General features: G+C 50.9%; 13 protein-coding genes and 1 pseudogene. All 14 read left to right on the plus strand.

What is annotated here, in order from left to right; all coding sequences use genetic code 11:
- Positions 1-491: 491 nt before the first annotated feature.
- Complete coding sequence (locus tag ACSZPK_RS04950; protein ID WP_437880308.1) at positions 492-1,181, plus strand: hypothetical protein; 690 nt, start codon at positions 492-494, stop codon at positions 1,179-1,181.
- 13 nt (positions 1,182-1,194) lie between these two features.
- Complete coding sequence (locus ACSZPK_RS04955; protein WP_437880309.1) at positions 1,195-2,478, plus strand: Wzz/FepE/Etk N-terminal domain-containing protein; 1,284 nt, start codon at positions 1,195-1,197, stop codon at positions 2,476-2,478.
- A 300-nt stretch (positions 2,479-2,778) separates the two neighbouring features.
- Positions 2,779-2,898 (plus strand): annotated as a pseudogene (locus ACSZPK_RS04960) (hypothetical protein); the annotation flags it as partial.
- A 51-nt stretch (positions 2,899-2,949) separates the two neighbouring features.
- Entirely contained in the window at positions 2,950-3,639 is a 690-nt protein-coding gene (locus tag ACSZPK_RS04965) for a cytidylyltransferase domain-containing protein (RefSeq protein ID WP_437880310.1), read from the plus strand.
- A 6-nt stretch (positions 3,640-3,645) separates the two neighbouring features.
- Complete coding sequence (locus tag ACSZPK_RS04970; protein ID WP_437880311.1) at positions 3,646-5,895, plus strand: N-acetylneuraminate synthase family protein; 2,250 nt, start codon at positions 3,646-3,648, stop codon at positions 5,893-5,895.
- 624 nt (positions 5,896-6,519) lie between these two features.
- Entirely contained in the window at positions 6,520-7,731 is a 1,212-nt protein-coding gene (locus ACSZPK_RS04975) for a hypothetical protein (RefSeq protein ID WP_437880312.1), read from the plus strand.
- A complete protein-coding gene (locus ACSZPK_RS04980) occupies positions 7,712-8,890 on the plus strand; it encodes a hypothetical protein (protein ID WP_437880313.1) in 1,179 nt (392 codons plus the stop codon). The genes ACSZPK_RS04975 and ACSZPK_RS04980 overlap by 20 nt, the downstream gene beginning before the upstream one ends.
- Entirely contained in the window at positions 8,887-9,438 is a 552-nt protein-coding gene (locus ACSZPK_RS04985; RefSeq protein ID WP_437880314.1) for a WcaF family extracellular polysaccharide biosynthesis acetyltransferase, read from the plus strand. Before ACSZPK_RS04980 ends, ACSZPK_RS04985 begins: the two co-directional genes overlap by 4 nt.
- A gap of 3 nt (positions 9,439-9,441) precedes the next feature.
- The gene (gmd, locus tag ACSZPK_RS04990) at positions 9,442-10,569 is read left to right on the plus strand and encodes a GDP-mannose 4,6-dehydratase (RefSeq protein WP_437880315.1); all 1,128 of its coding nucleotides are present in this window, start codon (positions 9,442-9,444) and stop codon (positions 10,567-10,569) included.
- Positions 10,570-10,571: 2 nt separating this feature from the next.
- Positions 10,572-11,549 (plus strand): GDP-L-fucose synthase, encoded by a 978-nt coding sequence (fcl, locus tag ACSZPK_RS04995; protein WP_437880316.1) that lies wholly within the window; start codon positions 10,572-10,574, stop codon positions 11,547-11,549.
- Positions 11,549-12,757 carry a glycosyltransferase WbuB gene (locus ACSZPK_RS05000; RefSeq protein WP_437880317.1) on the plus strand — a complete coding sequence of 403 codons (1,209 nt, stop codon included), beginning with the start codon at positions 11,549-11,551 and terminating at the stop codon, positions 12,755-12,757. Before fcl ends, ACSZPK_RS05000 begins: the two co-directional genes overlap by 1 nt.
- Positions 12,758-12,760: 3 nt before the next feature.
- A complete protein-coding gene (locus ACSZPK_RS05005; protein WP_437880318.1) occupies positions 12,761-13,231 on the plus strand; it encodes a GDP-mannose mannosyl hydrolase in 471 nt (156 codons plus the stop codon).
- A gap of 22 nt (positions 13,232-13,253) precedes the next feature.
- Positions 13,254-14,660, plus strand: coding sequence for a mannose-1-phosphate guanylyltransferase/mannose-6-phosphate isomerase (locus tag ACSZPK_RS05010; RefSeq protein ID WP_437880990.1), 1,407 nt, complete (start codon positions 13,254-13,256; stop codon positions 14,658-14,660).
- Between the two features lie 443 nt (positions 14,661-15,103).
- A complete protein-coding gene (locus ACSZPK_RS05015) occupies positions 15,104-16,489 on the plus strand; it encodes an undecaprenyl-phosphate glucose phosphotransferase (RefSeq protein WP_437880319.1) in 1,386 nt (461 codons plus the stop codon).
- The last annotated feature ends 16 nt before the right edge of the window (positions 16,490-16,505 follow it).

Below are 16,505 nucleotides of genomic sequence, written 5' to 3' on the forward strand. Positions count from 1 at the left end.
GTTTGGGCGGCAAGTTCGTGCCGCATTCAAGCCGGGCAAAGACGTTATCGGGTCAATGGAAGATGAATAGCGGCGTTATGATCTTGCCGCCAGCAATGCGCGTAAGCTTGCCGGTCTTCCAGCGCCATATTCTTGTCATTCTTGCCGGATGGTGGAAATCTGATAGAATGTTCAGGTTTCATATCCTCGGCTTTTTGATTGGTCCATCCATTTTCTGTAGCCGCAGTTGTAGTCCGCACCATCGGGACAGAGTCCCTTTTGATTTCGTTAGTGTTAAGGGATTGACTTGTGCGGTTCCCCTCCATCACTCATCGCGGCGCCGTAACCGGTGTGACATGCCCTAGCCATCAGTTGCAGATGGATAAGGGGCATTCACTGCTTGTTGATTACGGTTCTATCCGCTGTGCTGAAATCTCCCCGAAAGGGCGTGCGGGTGTAGGAGCGCTTGCAATCGACTTCCCTCTCAATGGTATGGCTGCGAGCAGAGCAGCATGCTGATACCAGACTTCACTATCGATCATACGCAGACGCTGCTCTATGAGCTGGAAGACATCACCTACTGCCGAAAGCTGAAGGCTTCATCCAGTCAACTCGATTGGGTCAATCTGCCGATCATCCTCGACTCGCCCCTAGTCCGTTATTTTACTCGAGACTATTGGGAATTAGATCGTTTGGGAGAAGTCAAAGCTCAATTGCAGCCCAGGACGGGCCGTAACCCACTGGAATTTTGCAATCTGCTGCTCATCGACCATGTGGCGATGGTCAGCAGCCTGGCACATGTCATTGCCAGTGACTGGATGTGTTCCCGTGGGCATATCGTCAATTACCTCAAGACCATGTTGGGTGACGAGCGTCATGACTTACTGTGCGTCGGCTATCGTGCCGAAGATACGCGGAGTCGACATATTCAGCACTTTGGCCTGCGGAATGGTTGTGTGGTAATCGATGATCAATGCTATGGCATCCAGGCGCAGGTGCACCGGTCAGGCCGGTTGGTCAGATTCGCGAACGGCATGCGCAAGTCTCCCAGCGACAACGCCTTGCGCATGGCGAACCACAGGCCAAGCGGGAGCGTGCCCGTGCATAGCAGGCACGTTATATCCAGGCAGGGTACGAAATCGATGTGCGGATTCCCAGATAGGCCTGTAGCTAACCTACGAATACTTCAAAAGCAAAAATAACCTCGGAGCCCCCGTGAGTACCCAGCCAGAAAAGCGCTACGCCCCCAGTTTGGATGAAGTCGACTTGGTAGAACTGTTCCAGAAACTCTGGCAACAGAAATACCTAATCATTGCCTGCACCCTTGCCGTAACGGCCTGCGCCGCAGGCTATGCCTGGTTGGCCACTCCTTACTACCAGGTGCAGAGCATGCTGCGCCCGGCCCCCCTCAAGGAGTTGGATGAAATCAACAGCACTGGTGTCTACAGTTTGACCCCGGAAGATGCCCTCCAGCGCGTAGGAGCGGCATTGGACTCCTATAGCTCGCGTTCGCAATTCTTTCTCGACAACCAGATATTGTTCGAGCCGCTGAAAGAAAATGGCAAGACTCTGGAGCAGACATTCGAAGAGTTCAACGAAGAAAACTTCACCCTGCTGCAGCCGGATCCGAAGAAAACCAATAACCTGTCGCCTTATGTGGGGCTGCGTCTTGAGTACCCGGCCAGCGCCGATGGTGTGAGCATCCTCAACGGCATCGTTCAGCAGGCCATCTCTGACGAGCGCGCTCGCGTAGCGCTAGATCTCGAAGGGGTGATCCAAAACCAGCTCAACAAGATCGAGCGGCAGATGGCGGCAGCGCGTGCTAGCTACGAAGCGAGCAAGGAATCCAGCATCGCCAAACTCACGGAGGACGACAAGCTCCAGCGCGCTATCTTGGAGGATGAACTCAAGGCCTTGCGTGTGGAACTGCGCACACGCCGCCTCAACCGTATCGTCCAACTTAACGAGGCCATCGCCATTGCCGAGTCGTTGGGCATCATCAAGCCAACCAATCCGACCTCGCTGAGTGAGGCCGGCTCGATGACGGGCTCGGGAAATGTCTTTCGCGCCGAGGTCATCAGTCAGCAGTTCCCGCTGCAGTTCATGGGCACTGAGGCTTTGGAAGCCGAGCGCGCCATTTTGCTCAAGCGTCGTTCGGATGATCACACTGAACCGAAGATTGCCACGATCCAAAACAAATTGCAGATGCTTGAGCACAACCGTCAGATCGAAATGATGCAGAGCCGAGAGAATGAAGATCTCTTTCTGGCCAAGCTGGCTGAAATGCGTGAAGAGGCCGCTCGTCTGAAAAACATCCAGCTCAACCTCGACCAGTTGAACCTTGTGCGTATCGATCAACCTGCGATCAAGCCGCTCCGCCCAATCAAACCGAAGAAAATGATTATCCTTGCATTGGGCATTGCTCTGGGCGGCATGTTTGGCGTACTCGTGGCGTTGATTCGTACCATGTTGGTCGTACGTAGCTCTCGAGTTGCCTGAGCCTTACGCTCCGAGTGGGAATAAGTTCATACAGGAACTGATTAATTATATTAAGGTGACAGGAGGGCTGTTGCACGTTCTGGTAGGCGCTGCTTCAGCTGCGAATTTTGCGATGAGATCGTGGATGAGTCCGTTGTTACAAAAGCTAGCCTTTCCCATGGCGTTGAAGATGCTTCGTGCGATTGTCCATAAGCCAAAACGCTTTCATCGGCAGCATGAACTGAACATCCTTGGCGGTGCAGGAATATTACGCAGTGTTGAATCCCAAGGTGAACAGCATCATGGGATTCGTTGGGGGGGCGGATGAGCTTGCGGGCGTCGAATACGGAGCCGTTGTTACGGCTGAATATTGAGGCCAGATTAGATCCCACTCTTGTGAGCGAGCAAGTTGTTGCGATCGAAGGTCTGATTAACCAATAGCTCCCAGAGTTTCACCTCTACGGATCAACTTTATTTTTGGTAATGGACAGTATGTCAACGGTTGCATTTATACCCGCTAGAGGTGGCTCGAAAGGAGTCCCTGGAAAAAACATCAAGCTGATTGCTGGGAAGCCGCTTATCGCTTGGAGTATTGAGCAAGCATTGCAGTCAGTTCAGATAAATCGAGTAGTGGTCTCGACCGATTGTCTTGAAATTGCCGAATGCGCTCGTAGTTACGGGGCTGAGGTTCCATTTATGAGACCTGCGGAGATTTCTGGCGATACGGCGACTACGGAAAGCGCCATGCTGCATTTCTGCGATTGGCTCAAGGATACCAACCAGAATTTTGATAATTTTCTGCTGATTCAGGCGACATCCCCCATACGTGCAAAGGGACGATTCGATGAGGCCATACGCTTCTTCGAAGAGGGAGCGTATGACAGCTTAGTGGCTGTAACATCGTCGCACCGTTTCTTTTGGCAGCAGCCGGAATCTCCCCGCGCATCATATAATTATATGAAACGGCCGCGTCGCCAGGACATTCCAGAGAGTGAACGAAAGTATATGGAGACCGGCTCTTTCTATCTCACGCGGATGGGAGCCTTGCGTGAGACTAGGAATAGATTGTGTGGGCGTGTGGGTATGTATTTGACTCCGGAAGAAGAGTCTTACGAAATAGATTCACTGATTGACTTTAAAGTTTGCGAAAGAATTTTGCTGGACTTGGCGGGGGAATATTGAATGTACATGAATAAGAGTACTCAGAAGTATATTGTCTTTTCTGAAGATTCCCTCGTCGATGTTTTGAAGAAGATCAACGATAATAAGTCTCGCATTGCGTTTGTGGTATCAGAACATGCTGTCCTGCTTGGTAGTATATCTGATGGAGATATCAGGCGTTGGCTGACCAGCAACAGCACTATCGACCTTAATGTCCCTGTCCATAATGTAATGAATGCCTCATGCAAACGTGTGTTGCTTGGGGCCGATAAGAATAGCTATCTCACACATTTTCATAGTGGTATTGACTGCTTACCCGTGGTCGATGAAGCAGGCCATTTGGTTCAGTTGGCTTTTCAAAAATCGGAAGGTTTTTATATCGCCGAGCGAGAGATTTCGGAAAGCTCACCTTCATTCATCATCGCGGAAATTGGCAACAACCACCAAGGCGACATCGTATTGGCGAAACAGTTGGTCGATCATGCGGTGGCGGCTGGTGTCGATTGTGCGAAGTTCCAGATGCGTAACGTGAAGCAGCTCTATAAAAACGAAGGCAACAGTGACGACGCTTCGGCCGACCTGGGCGCCCAATACACAATGGATCTGCTTTCCAAGTTTCAGCTCAGTAACGCAGAGTTGTATGAAGTTTTCGACTACTGCAAAGTAAAAGGCGTTCTACCGTTGTGTACGCCTTGGGATCAGGACTCCCTGGCTTCCCTTGAAGCCTACGGCATGCCTGCCTACAAGGTAGCTTCCGCCGATTTCACCAACTATGAACTGCTTGAGGCGATAGCGAAAACTGGCAAGCCGTTCCTCTGTTCTACAGGGATGTCCAGCGAAGGCGAGATCAAGAGTACGGTTGCGTTTCTAGATGGGCTGGGTGCGGATTATGTCTTGCTGCACTGCAATTCCACTTATCCGACGCCGTTCAAGGATGTCAATCTGAAGTACTTGACTCGCTTGAAGAAAATAACCGGAAAGCTGGTGGGCTATTCCGGACATGAGCGGGGAATCTGTGTACCTATCGCCGCCGTCGCATTAGGGGCGTGTGTCATAGAAAAACATTTGACCGTGGACAAAGGTCTTGAAGGCACGGACCACAAAGTCAGCCTGCTGCCCAGCGAGTTTGCCGAAATGGTCAGGCAGATTCGCAATCTTGAGGAAGGATTGGGTTCAGACGAAGCGCCTCGGGAAATTACTCAAGGCGAGCTACTCAATCGCGAGAGCCTGGCCAAGAGCCTGGTTGCCAATACAAACATCAAGCAGGGTACGACAATCACCCGTTCGATGATAAGTATCAAGAGTCCGGGGCAGGGTATTCAACCCAATCGCGTTGATGAGCTGGTTGGTAAAGTGGCACATCGGGATATCGACGAGGGCGGCTTCTTTTTCGATTCGGATATCAAGGGCATTATCGAAAAGAGAGCGGACTACCGCTTTAACCGACCTTTCGGTGTTCCGGTTCGTTACCACGATTATCGGAAAATTCTGGAGAATTCCAATCTGGACTTCGTGGAGTTCCACCTATCCTATAAGGATCTGGAAGTAAATCTAGGCGACTTCTTTCAAGGTGAAGAGCCTATCGGTTTTGCAGTGCACAGCCCGGAGTTGTTTGCAGGCGATCATATTCTAGATCTCTGTTCCGACGACGAAGATTATCGCCAGCACTCCATTCGGGAGTTGGCGCGCGTGGTCAATATCACTCGCCAGTTGAAAGCGTTCTTTCCCAAGACCGAGCGCCCGGTAATCGTGGTCAATGCCGGTGGCTGGGATAGCAGAGGGTTTATCGATCCGGCGCTGAAAGCAGGGAAGTATCAGAAAATCTCTGAAGCGCTTGCCTGTATCGATTTGGAAGGGGTGCAAATAGCCATTCAGACCATGCCTCCATTTCCGTGGCATTTTGGTGGGCAGAGCTACCACAATCTGTTTGTTTGCGCGGACGAGATTAAGGACTTTTGCCAGGCCAACCCCGAAATCAAGATCTGCCTGGATGTGTCTCACTCGATGATGTCGTGCAACTATTACGGCTGGGATTTGATCGAGTTCGTCGAAAAAGTGGCGCTTTACAATGTGCATATGCATGTTGTTGATGCCAAGGGTGTCGATGGCGAGGGCGTTGAAATCGGTAAAGGGGATGTCGATTTTGCAGCACTTGCACGACTGTTGAACGATAAGAGTCCCGGTGTGCAGTTTATTCCAGAGGTCTGGCAAGGACACAAGAATGGGGGGGAGGGTTTTTGGCTTGCTTTGAGCTTTCTTGAAAAGTATATGTTTTAATATATATAAGTTGGACTTTGATCGTGTTGAATCTACTGGGTTTATGCTGTCAAAGTCTTTTTGTGGTTTGTGAATTGGTAATGTTTATGGCTGAGTTATTTATTGCATGGGAGCTAAGTTATATATTTAAATTGAAAACCTTGCATCAAAATGCCGCGGTCTTAAGTTTGATGATTTGACTTTTGAATTTTTTGTCTTTGAGTTTGATGCGCTTTTAAAGTGTTTTTATTATGTTTCGTCAGGAGTTCGGGTTGTTTTGGTTTCAGACTCCTTTTTTCATTTGTTGTGACTTTTTATTTTTTGTTGCGGTATAGAATTTCTTTAGGTTCAATGCTTTTGGGGGCGGTATTTAATATGGGCTGATTGTTTGTGTTTTGAGTGGTGGGAAAGTAGAATCGGTCTTGGCTGCTATGTATATACTAACTCCTTTTTTAGTTTGAATCGTTATTTGTAATTTGGTCAGTGTAAAGCTGCTGTTTTGCTCAAGAAGGTTTGGGTTTTAATGATTTTAGTTACTTGCTAAGCAAAAAATGCCTATTTAGTTTTGGATGTGGTTAGTTATAGGCCATAGTTTGATATTTTTCTGCTTAAGCTTATTGTATTTATATTTTGTTGGGGCGTTAAGTGATTTTATTTTTCACTAGAAAAATATTTCAATTTGCTGGGGCGGTGCTGCTTTTTTCCGTTGCTCGGCAGCTGGTCGTATTCCCTTGGCTGGCTCGCGAGCACATTGACGCGTTTACGAGCATTACCTATTTGGTTTTTTCCCTCGAAGTTCTGCAGTATCTGTTGATTGGGGCGCTACCTGATTACTATGTGAAGAACTGTGAAGGTAGCCAGGTAAATCGCCCACTTTTGCTAGCGCTTCGTCGTCTGAGTATTTTGGGTTTTTTCTTGGCGTTGTTGATGCCCTTATGGGGGATCGATGTGTTTCACTCTATCCTCCTCGGGGGCTTCTTTGTTCTCTCTGGAAGGAATGCCCTTGATCTGAAGGTCTTGTTCAATAACCTCGATTTCAAGGAAAATTATTTTTATGTGACGTTCCGTATACTGCCTTATTTTTCTCTATTTCTTGTGGAGTGGTATTCGCTCTACTGGGTGACGGTGGCGTTCTGTTGTTGCTTGATTCTCTCCGAATATATTTACTCACTTCGTCTGGCTAATAAGCTTGCATTGTATGAGTCAAAGGGGGAAGGGGGCACCTCCGGCAGCTCTGGGAATCTTCTAGGGGCATTGTTCTTGTTTGCCATGGCCTATACGTGCATCAGCTTCGCACAAAGAGGCGATTTTACAGTGGTGGGTTATTTCTATAATAAAGAAGACTATGCAAACTTTGCGATGCTGATGTCGATCGTCAATTTCTTCTGTAATCCCATTGCTTTGCTCTGTGGAGGTGGATTGTTGAGTTTGCTTGTCAATCAACGAGTCTCACTGAGCCCTGCTATGCTGGCTAAACTATTGGCTGCTACGTTTTTTGTCGCGTTGTTGGTGGCCGGTTTTTCAGCGTCAATGTTTGATACAATAGGAAGTTTGTTATATGGTCGAGAGTTGCTGTTTTCGTCATGGGTGATTTTTCTGCTGGTGTTCAGCAACGTTGTATTTTTGTCTCTGCGAACGGTAACGATAAGGTTTTTCTCTCCGGGCCTTCTATTCGTTCAGTATGGCTTGATCTGTCTGGTCATGGCGGGTATGGCTGTGGCATGGCTTTTGAGTGACTTTCTGCAAAATTTCTATGTGGTCAGAGCGGCAGTTTTGATTGTTTTTCTGATTGCTTTCGTCGGGGGTAGTGTTGGGCTCATGAACAAGGGGCGTTTTTTTGGCACTGATAAAAGATAATCTGTTCAAGCTCTTTTTCAATGAGCTTGCGGTAAAGATCAACTGTCAGTTGAGGAACGCTGCTTGGGCGCCTAGGTACCCCGGCCTCTCTATTTTGAATAATACCTCCGGCAGCAGTCTGTATGATTGGCTTTATAGTGTTGCTTATAAAGGGTGTTTGCTGGGGGTGATGGTCGTTTCGTTATTCAGGTCTCGCTTGATGTGCGGCGAGGCTTTTTCAGTGCTTGACCTGAGGCTATTATCCTTCAACCGTGATGGACTTCAGGTCGTTCGGTGTGGTGCCTACAATCCTTTGAGTTTCAGGTTTTCTTCAATTTACCAGGTCGTCCCACGTAGGCTCTTGTTACGGCAGCTTCTGGTGGCGGCTGTGGACTATTTATATGTAGCAAAGGTTTTTGATCAGCAGTGCAGGGCGGCAGGGCATGATCCTGCTGTGTCCAGGAAGTTGGTTGGTTTTGGCTTCATCCGTTACCTGGATGTTGTTTGGAGTCAGTTGGCGTTTTCGCGTATTGGTCGAATCCACTGCGCGGGGCACTTTGATGTTTATACCTCCCTGGTGTCACTGATGCGAAAACAGGGCAAGCTGGAGTTTGTACGGGGATATCAGCATGGCCTTTTTGAGAAGTTCAAGGTCGGCAACCTAGGTGTAGGTTTTTTTGTGGATGTTTATGTTCTTCGATATGCCCAGTCGAAGGCGTATTTTCTTTCGGCTCTTAACGAAAACCCATATGTTGAACTTGATATCTGCTCCACTGCGTTTAGCCCTCAGTACGAACTGCGTGCTTCAAATGAGCCTGTACGAAAGATCGTAGCCTATGCATTGCAAAATGACTGCTACCTAGAAGATTTCGATAATATTGATTTCTTTCTTGGGAGAAGCGACCAGATAGAAGTTGTGCTCTATTTGCACCCGGCGACGGCCGTTAAGACGATTCGTTTTATTTCTTCACGGTATCCAGGGGTGCGTATTTTTTTGAAAGAGCGGCACAAGGACATTGATGTGGTGGCTTCAAGGTACTCATCACTGGTTGTTGACTACTCATCTACCGGGGTGAATGGGATATATATTGCTCGGCAGGATGAGGTGTGCATTTTTGATTGTGTGGAGCCGACTTTTCATGTGGTCAGGCAGTGTGAGCAGCTTGAGGAGTTTTTATGAGTGAGCGTCAACCCGTAAATTTTGACCTTGGTTCATTCCGCTCGCCACCTGGCTACCGTGGGCGTTCGAGTTTATTCGTGCTCTTTTGGTGGTTTATCCAGGCAACTCTTTTCACTTGGTCGCCTCAGCCATTGTTTGGCTTCAGGCGATTTCTATTACGTGCTTTTGGTGCGCGTATAGGCAAAGGTGTATTGATTCGACCATCTGTGCGAGTCGTTTACCCATGGAAGTTGACAGTGGGTGATCATAGCTGGGTGGGTGATGAGGCTGTTTTATATTGCCTGGATAATATAATTATCGGTGCTCATTCGATTGTTTCACAGCGTTGTTACATTGCAGCTGGAAGCCACGATTATACCCGCGCAGATTTTCCGCTGAGCTTAGCGCCAGTTAGGATCGGGGACTCCTGCTGGTTGGCCACGGATGTATTTGTCTCGCCGGGTGTTGAGATTGCGCCACACGTTGTTGTGGGAGCGAGAAGTTCTGTTTTTAAAAGTATTACGGAGCCTGGTGTTTATTTTGGTACTCCGGCTAAGAAGAAGGATTGAGCGATGAACTCTAAAAAAGTAGCACTAATAACTGGCATAACTGGGCAGGACGGCTCCTACCTGGCTGAACTCCTGCTGGAAAAAGGATATGAGGTACACGGTATCAAGCGCCGCGCCTCTTCTTTCAATACCCAGCGAGTGGATCATATCTATCAGGACCCGCATGTCGATAACCGCAATTTTGTCCTGCATTACGGCGACCTGACCGACTCTTCCAACCTGACGCGCATCATCCAGGAGATTCAACCGGACGAAGTGTACAATCTGGGGGCTCAATCCCATGTGGCGGTGAGTTTCGAGTCTCCGGAATACACCGCCGATGTGGATGCCATGGGGACATTGCGTATCCTGGAAGCGATCCGACTGCTTGGTCTGGAGAAGAAGACCCGTTTCTACCAGGCATCCACCTCCGAACTCTATGGCCTGGTGCAGGAAATCCCGCAAAAGGAGACCACGCCGTTCTACCCGCGTTCGCCCTATGCGGTGGCCAAGCTCTATGCCTACTGGATCACGGTAAACTACCGCGAAGCCTATGGTATGTATGCTTGCAATGGCATTTTGTTCAACCACGAGTCGCCGCGTCGCGGCGAAACCTTTGTGACTCGAAAGATTACTCGTGGCTTGGCCAATATCGCGCAGGGGCTTGAGCAATGCCTGTATATGGGCAATATGGATGCGCTGCGCGACTGGGGGCATGCCAAGGACTACGTGCGCATGCAGTGGATGATGCTGCAGCAAGAGGTGCCTGAGGATTTCGTGATCGCGACCGGTGTGCAGTATTCGGTGCGTGAGTTCATTCGTTGGTCAGCCGCCGAATTGGGTGTCAGTCTGCGTTTCGAAGGCCAGGGCATCGATGAGCAGGCCATTGTCGAGAGTGTCGACGGTGACAAGGCGCCCGCACTCAAGGCCGGCGACGTCATCGTACGAGTCGACCCGCGCTATTTCCGCCCGGCCGAGGTCGAAACGCTGTTGGGCGAGCCTGCCAAGGCCAAGGCCAAGTTGGGCTGGGTGCCGGAAATTACCGTGCAGGAGATGTGTGCCGAGATGGTCCGTGAAGACCTCAAGGTGGCTCAACGCCATGCCCTGCTGAAGCAGCATGGTCATGATGTACCGGTATCGGTGGAGAATTAATCGTGGTGCGTGATCTGGATCAGACCATCTTCGTTGCCGGCCATCGCGGGATGGTCGGCTCGGCCATCGTTCGCCGCCTCCGGGCGCTGGGTTATGGGAAAATTCTGACTGCTGGTCGCGACCAGTTGAATTTGCTCGACCAGGCCGCTGTGCGGACGTTTTTCCAGGCCAACTCCATCCACCAGGTGTACCTGGCGGCTGCGAAGGTCGGTGGTATTCATGCCAACAATACCTATCCGGCGGATTTCATCTACGAAAACCTGATGATCGAGGCCAATATCGTTCAGGCGGCACATCTGGCCGGCGTACAGAGGCTACTGTTTCTCGGCTCCTCCTGCATCTACCCCAAGCATGCGGAGCAACCGATGAAGGAGGAGGCGTTGCTCACGGGTATCCTTGAGCCGACCAATGAGCCTTACGCCATTGCCAAGATTGCCGGGATTAAACTGTGCGAAAGTTACAATCGCCAATATGGCCGTGATTATCGCAGTGTGATGCCAACCAATCTCTACGGCCCGCATGACAACTACCACCCGGAAAACAGCCATGTGATTCCCGCACTGTTGCGGCGTTTCCATGAGGCCACTCAGCGGGGGGATGAGGAGGTAGTGATTTGGGGGAGTGGCAAGCCACTGCGTGAGTTTTTGCATGTTGACGATATGGCTGCAGCCAGCGTTCATGTCATGGAACTGGATGACGATAGCTACCGGGCCAATACCCAGCCGATGCTTTCCCATATCAATGTGGGTAGCGGGGCGGATTGCACTATCCGCGAATTGGCCGAAACCATCGCCAAGGTCACCGGTTTTACCGGACGCTTGGGTTTCGATGCGACCAAGCCGGATGGGGCACCCCGAAAGTTGATGGATGTCTCGCGCCTCAAGGCGCTCGGATGGCAAGCCAGCATTAGCCTGGAGGACGGATTGCGCGACGCTTACAACTGGTATGTAGGTAACGTAGAGCAGGCGCGGACCAGCTGATGAAGATCCTGCTCTATGGCATCAATTACAGCCCTGAGTTGACAGGTATCGGCAAGTACAGTGGGGAAATGGCGCGTTGGTTGGCCGAGAAAGGGCATGATGTGCGGATGGTGACGGCTCCTCCTTACTACCCGGACTGGAAGATTCGACAAGGCTATTCTTCCTGGCGTTTCAGCAAGCGGCAAGAAGAGGGCGTGACGGTCATTCGCTGCCCCCTTTATGTGCCAAGCAAGCCCACTGCGTTGAAGCGGCTGTTGCATCTGGCCAGCTTTTCCCTGTCGTCGTCGTGGGCGGTACTGGCGCAGTTGCGCTGGAAGCCCGATTTGCTGGTGCTGGTCGTTCCAACCTTGTTCTGCGCACCGCAAGCCTTGCTGTTAGCGAAACTCACTGGTGCCAAATCTGTGCTGCATATCCAGGACTATGAGGTAGACGCGTTATTCGGCCTTGGTATTGCACAAAGCAATAGCCTGAAGCGTTTTGCATTCGCTATTGAACGGACCGTTTTACGGGCTTTCGATCGTGTCTCAACCATCTCCAGCGGTATGCTGCGTCGAGCCGAGGAGAAAGGTATTGCCGAGGCGCGACTACGCTTTTTCCCTAACTGGTCGGAAACTTCTCGATTTCAGAATGTGCCCCGAAGTGATGCCTTGCTTGCTCGTCTCGGTGTTGATCCCAGCAAACGGATATTGCTCTACTCGGGCAATATTGGTGAGAAGCAGGGGCTCGAAGGAGTGATGGAGGCGGCTGAGCGCCTATCCACACGGACAGATTTGGTTTTCCTGATTGTTGGTGAAGGGGCTGGCAAGGCTCGACTTTTGAATTTAGCGCAGCAAAAAGGTTTGAATAATGTAGTTTTTGCACCCTTGCAGCCTTATGAGGATTTACCAGTCTTGCTCGCCTCTGCCGACTGTCATTTGGTTATCCAGAAACGGGGCGCAGCGGATGCGGTGTTACCTTCCAAACTTACCAACATTCTGGCTGTTGGGGGGAATGCGGTGATTACTGCTGATCCCGAGACAAGCCTGGGGCTGCTCTGTGCTGAGTTCCCGGGGATTGCCGTACGAGTCGAACCTGAGTCGGTTGATGCCTTGGTCGAGGGCATTGAAGCATCGCTATCTGTGCCGGGAAAAAACTCGGTTGCCAGTGGCTATGCAGATGAATATCTCGAAAAAGATAAGATATTGGCGCGGTTTTTGGCAGAGATTTAGCCTATGTGGCTCACTCATGAAGATTTCCGAACCGTACTTGCGTCGACGCCTTTGGTGTCCATCGATTTAGTGGTGTGCAACAACAAGGGGGAAATCCTGCTTGGTCAGCGCTTGAACCGGCCGGCTAAAGGCTATTGGTTTGTGCCCGGTGGGCGAATCCTGAAGAACGAGACCCTGGATGCTGCGTTTATCCGATTGACCAGAACAGAGCTTGGGCAGGTGTTCGAGCGCAGCCAGGCACGTTTGCTAGATGTGTATGAGCACTTCTATCTGGACACTGTGTTTGGTTGTGACGAGATAGATACGGGTACCCATTATGTGGTGCTCGGGTATCAATTGCTCGTGTCGGATGACCATGTGTTGACACCTCCGCCTGACCAGCATGGTTGTTACCGTTGGTGGAAAACCACTGAAATGCAAGATAGCACCGAGATTCATGAGAACACTCGTGTCTATCTGAAAGCGTTACGTTGAATAATGAATAAGGATGACCAAGATGTTGTTTCCAGTAATTATGGCTGGTGGCTCTGGTTCACGTCTGTGGCCGCTGTCCCGCCAGCTCAGTCCCAAACAGTTTTTGCCTTTAGCTGATAGTGAGCTTTCCATGCTGCAGGCTACTATCCTTCGATTGCAGGCGCTGGATATCGCCCCGCCTCTCCTGATATGTAACGAGGAACATCGTTTCCTAGCTGCCGAGCAACTGCGGCAGTTGGACATGGAAAAGGCCAATATTCTACTCGAGCCGGTAGCACGCAATACAGCGCCGGCAATTGCTCTAGCGGCATTACAGGCCAGTAGCGGAGTGGAAGACCCAATACTTCTTGTTTTGGCGGCCGATCACTTGATTCAGGATGTCGCGACCTTTCATTCCAGCATACAGGCCGCTCTGCCATTGGCCCGCTCCGGCAAGTTAGTGACGTTCGGCATTGTTCCGACCCATCCCGAAACTGGCTATGGCTACATCGAGAAGGGGGCTGATGTTGGTGATGGATTTGCGGTGAGCCGCTTCGTCGAGAAGCCTGACCTTAAAACGGCGACCGAATACCTGATCAGCGGGGACTACTTCTGGAATAGCGGCATGTTCATGTTTCGTGCCAGTCGTTATCTAGAAGAGCTTGAGCGTTTCCAGCCGGCGATTGCTGCAGCCTGTCGCGAGGCCCTAGCGGGCGGTAGCCAGGATATGCACTTTACCCGTGTCGATGCCGAAGCCTTTGCAGCTTGCCCCGAGAATTCGATTGACTATGCAGTGATGGAACGAACCTCCGAGGCGGTGGTGGTGTCGCTGGATGCGGGATGGAGTGATATCGGTTCTTGGTCGGCATTGTGGGATGTAAGTGCAAAGGATACCGACGGCAATGTGTTCAAAGGCGATGTGTTAAGCGAGCGTTCTTGCAACAGCTATATACACGCAGATCACCGCCTAGTGGCTGCTGTGGGGGTGGAGGATCTGGTAATCGTAGAAACCAAGGATGCAGTGCTGGTGGCGCACAAGAGCCAAGTGCAAGATGTGAAGAAGATCGTCGAGCAGTTGAAAAAAGGACAGCGGCACGAGCACGCGAACCATCGTGAAGTGTATCGGCCATGGGGGGTGTACGACTCAGTGGACAATGGCCATCGCTATCAGGTCAAACGCATCACGGTCAACCCTGGTGCAAAACTCTCGGTGCAAATGCATCACCACCGTGCAGAACACTGGATCGTGGTCAGCGGCACCGCAAAGGTGATCAACGGAGACAAGACGTATTTGGTGACTGAAAACCAATCGACCTATATCCCTATTGGACAAGTTCACTCCTTGGAGAATCCTGGTGTTATTCCGTTGGAGCTGATTGAAGTGCAGTCAGGCTCGTATTTGGGTGAAGACGATATCGTGCGCTTCGAGGATAAATACGGCAGAGCCTAATGGTCATGGCCTCCTTTATGCTGGAGAAGTCGAAGCCTGAAGAGGCGCCCTCCAACCAGGCGATCATCGGCCGTGTTGAGGGCTTTGTCGAGGTGGTCAACTTTTGCTTCCCACAGTGTTAAACTGGCGCACCAACAGATGTCTAATGCCAGTCAATTAAGCGTTTAAACGCATGGTCATCAGCCGCCTCAATCGTGCAGGAGCGAATTTATTGGCTATGTATGTGTTAAGTGTTGATTCTCAGTCCTATCACGGCCTTTGTGGGAGCAGATTTATTCGTGAATGAATCTAATCCATTCGCAAATAAATTCGCGCCCACAACCGCGAGCCTCAACTGGTATTGGCCAGGCGCTGCCATTTCCTCGTAATGGTGGCGTTTTTCATCGAACTGCCCCACGCCTGATATCTGGCATGGCCAAAATCCACATGACACGGAGCACGTCATGCCTTTTCAATCACGCTACCAGCCTACCTTCGCCGAGCGCTATCCCGTGGCCATGTTGGCCGCGATGCTGGACTTCGTGCTGGTGGCGGCAGCGGTTTATATTGCCCATTGGTGGCGCTTCGATAGTCTGCAACTGGCCAACCGTTACCTGTCCGCCGCTATGTTCTGTGCCTTGGTCGTGATGGTCAGCCTATGGGCTAGCGGTCTCTATGGTTCCTGGCGTGGCAAATCGTTCGTCAACCAGGTATGGGGTGTCTGCCTGGGCTGGTTGGCTGCCATTAGTGTGTTGCTGTCCATCGCCTTCTTTCTCAAGATCTCGGAAGAATACTCTCGGCAGTGGTTCGCCTATTTCGTGCTTATTGGTTGCGCGTTCTGTGTCCTGTTCCGTTTGCTGGTATTCCTCCTTCTGCGTCAGGTGCGGTCATCTGGGCGGAATTTGAAAACGGTTTTGTTGGTCGATTCTGGTGGTAGCGTTGCTCATCTCCTTAGCAACGGGCGCTCTTTGGATGAGGATGGTTTTCGGATCGCTAGAACCTTGTCGTTCAGTAGGCATGAGAGCTGGATGGAGTGCCTGGTCGATACAGTGGACGAACAAGGCGTGCATGAAGTCTGGCTGTGCCTGACCTTGGCCGAGGGGGCGGTGATCAAGTCGGTGATGTATGCGTTGCGTCACCATACGGTAGCGGTGCGTTTCATTCCTGAGTGGGGCGACCTGCCGTTGCTCAACCACAAGGTCAGCAATATTGCTGGGCTTTACTCGCTGGACCTCAGTTGTAGCCCCATGGATGGCCTGGCCCGTTTGCTCAAGCGTATCGAGGACATCGTGATCGGCGGGCTCATTATGTTGTTGATTCTGCCGGTATGCCTGGCGATCGCGATCGCCATCAAGCTGTCTTCGCCGGGACCGGTGGTGTTCAAGCAATACCGTACTGGAGTCAATGGGCGAAAGTTCAAGGTTTACAAGTTTCGTTCGATGGTGGTGCACCAGGAGCATGGAGGCGAGGTTACCCAGGCCACGCGGCATGATCCACGGATAACACGCATCGGTGAGTTCTTGCGTCGTACCAGCCTCGATGAGTTGCCACAGTTTTTCAACGTGCTGCAGGGGCGTATGTCCATCGTCGGGCCGCGCCCCCATGCGTTGGCACACAATGAGTACTACAAGGATCTGGTCGAGTCCTACATGCAGCGGCATAAGGTCAAGCCGGGCATCACCGGCTGGGCCCAAGTCAATGGTTACCGGGGCGAAACGGATACCTTGGAAAAGATGCAGAAGCGTGTGGAGTGCGATCTTTACTATATCGACAACTGGTCGTTGTGGTTGGATATCAAGATCATTTTCTGGACGATCTTCAAAGGCTTCGTAGGCAAGACAGCCTACTGATTACGTGTTTTGGTTG

The sequence above is a fragment of the Pseudomonas sp. LRF_L74 genome (assembly GCF_965644255.1).
Lineage (GTDB): Bacteria > Pseudomonadota > Gammaproteobacteria > Pseudomonadales > Pseudomonadaceae > Aquipseudomonas.

Excerpts from the sequence above, each read along its gene's own strand:
- ACSZPK_RS05015 (WP_437880319.1), top strand. The coding sequence starts at position 15,104 with ATGCCTTTTCAATCACGCTACCAGCCTACCTTCGCCGAGCGCTATCCC.
- ACSZPK_RS04950 (WP_437880308.1), top strand. The coding sequence starts at position 492 with ATGCTGATACCAGACTTCACTATCGATCATACGCAGACGCTGCTCTAT.
- ACSZPK_RS05005 (WP_437880318.1), top strand. The coding sequence starts at position 12,761 with ATGTGGCTCACTCATGAAGATTTCCGAACCGTACTTGCGTCGACGCCT.
- ACSZPK_RS04985 (WP_437880314.1), top strand. The coding sequence starts at position 8,887 with ATGAGTGAGCGTCAACCCGTAAATTTTGACCTTGGTTCATTCCGCTCG.
- ACSZPK_RS04965 (WP_437880310.1), top strand. The coding sequence starts at position 2,950 with ATGTCAACGGTTGCATTTATACCCGCTAGAGGTGGCTCGAAAGGAGTC.
- gmd (WP_437880315.1), top strand. The coding sequence starts at position 9,442 with ATGAACTCTAAAAAAGTAGCACTAATAACTGGCATAACTGGGCAGGAC.
- ACSZPK_RS04970 (WP_437880311.1), top strand. The coding sequence starts at position 3,646 with ATGAATAAGAGTACTCAGAAGTATATTGTCTTTTCTGAAGATTCCCTC.
- ACSZPK_RS05010 (WP_437880990.1), top strand. The coding sequence starts at position 13,254 with ATGTTGTTTCCAGTAATTATGGCTGGTGGCTCTGGTTCACGTCTGTGG.
- ACSZPK_RS05000 (WP_437880317.1), top strand. The coding sequence starts at position 11,549 with ATGAAGATCCTGCTCTATGGCATCAATTACAGCCCTGAGTTGACAGGT.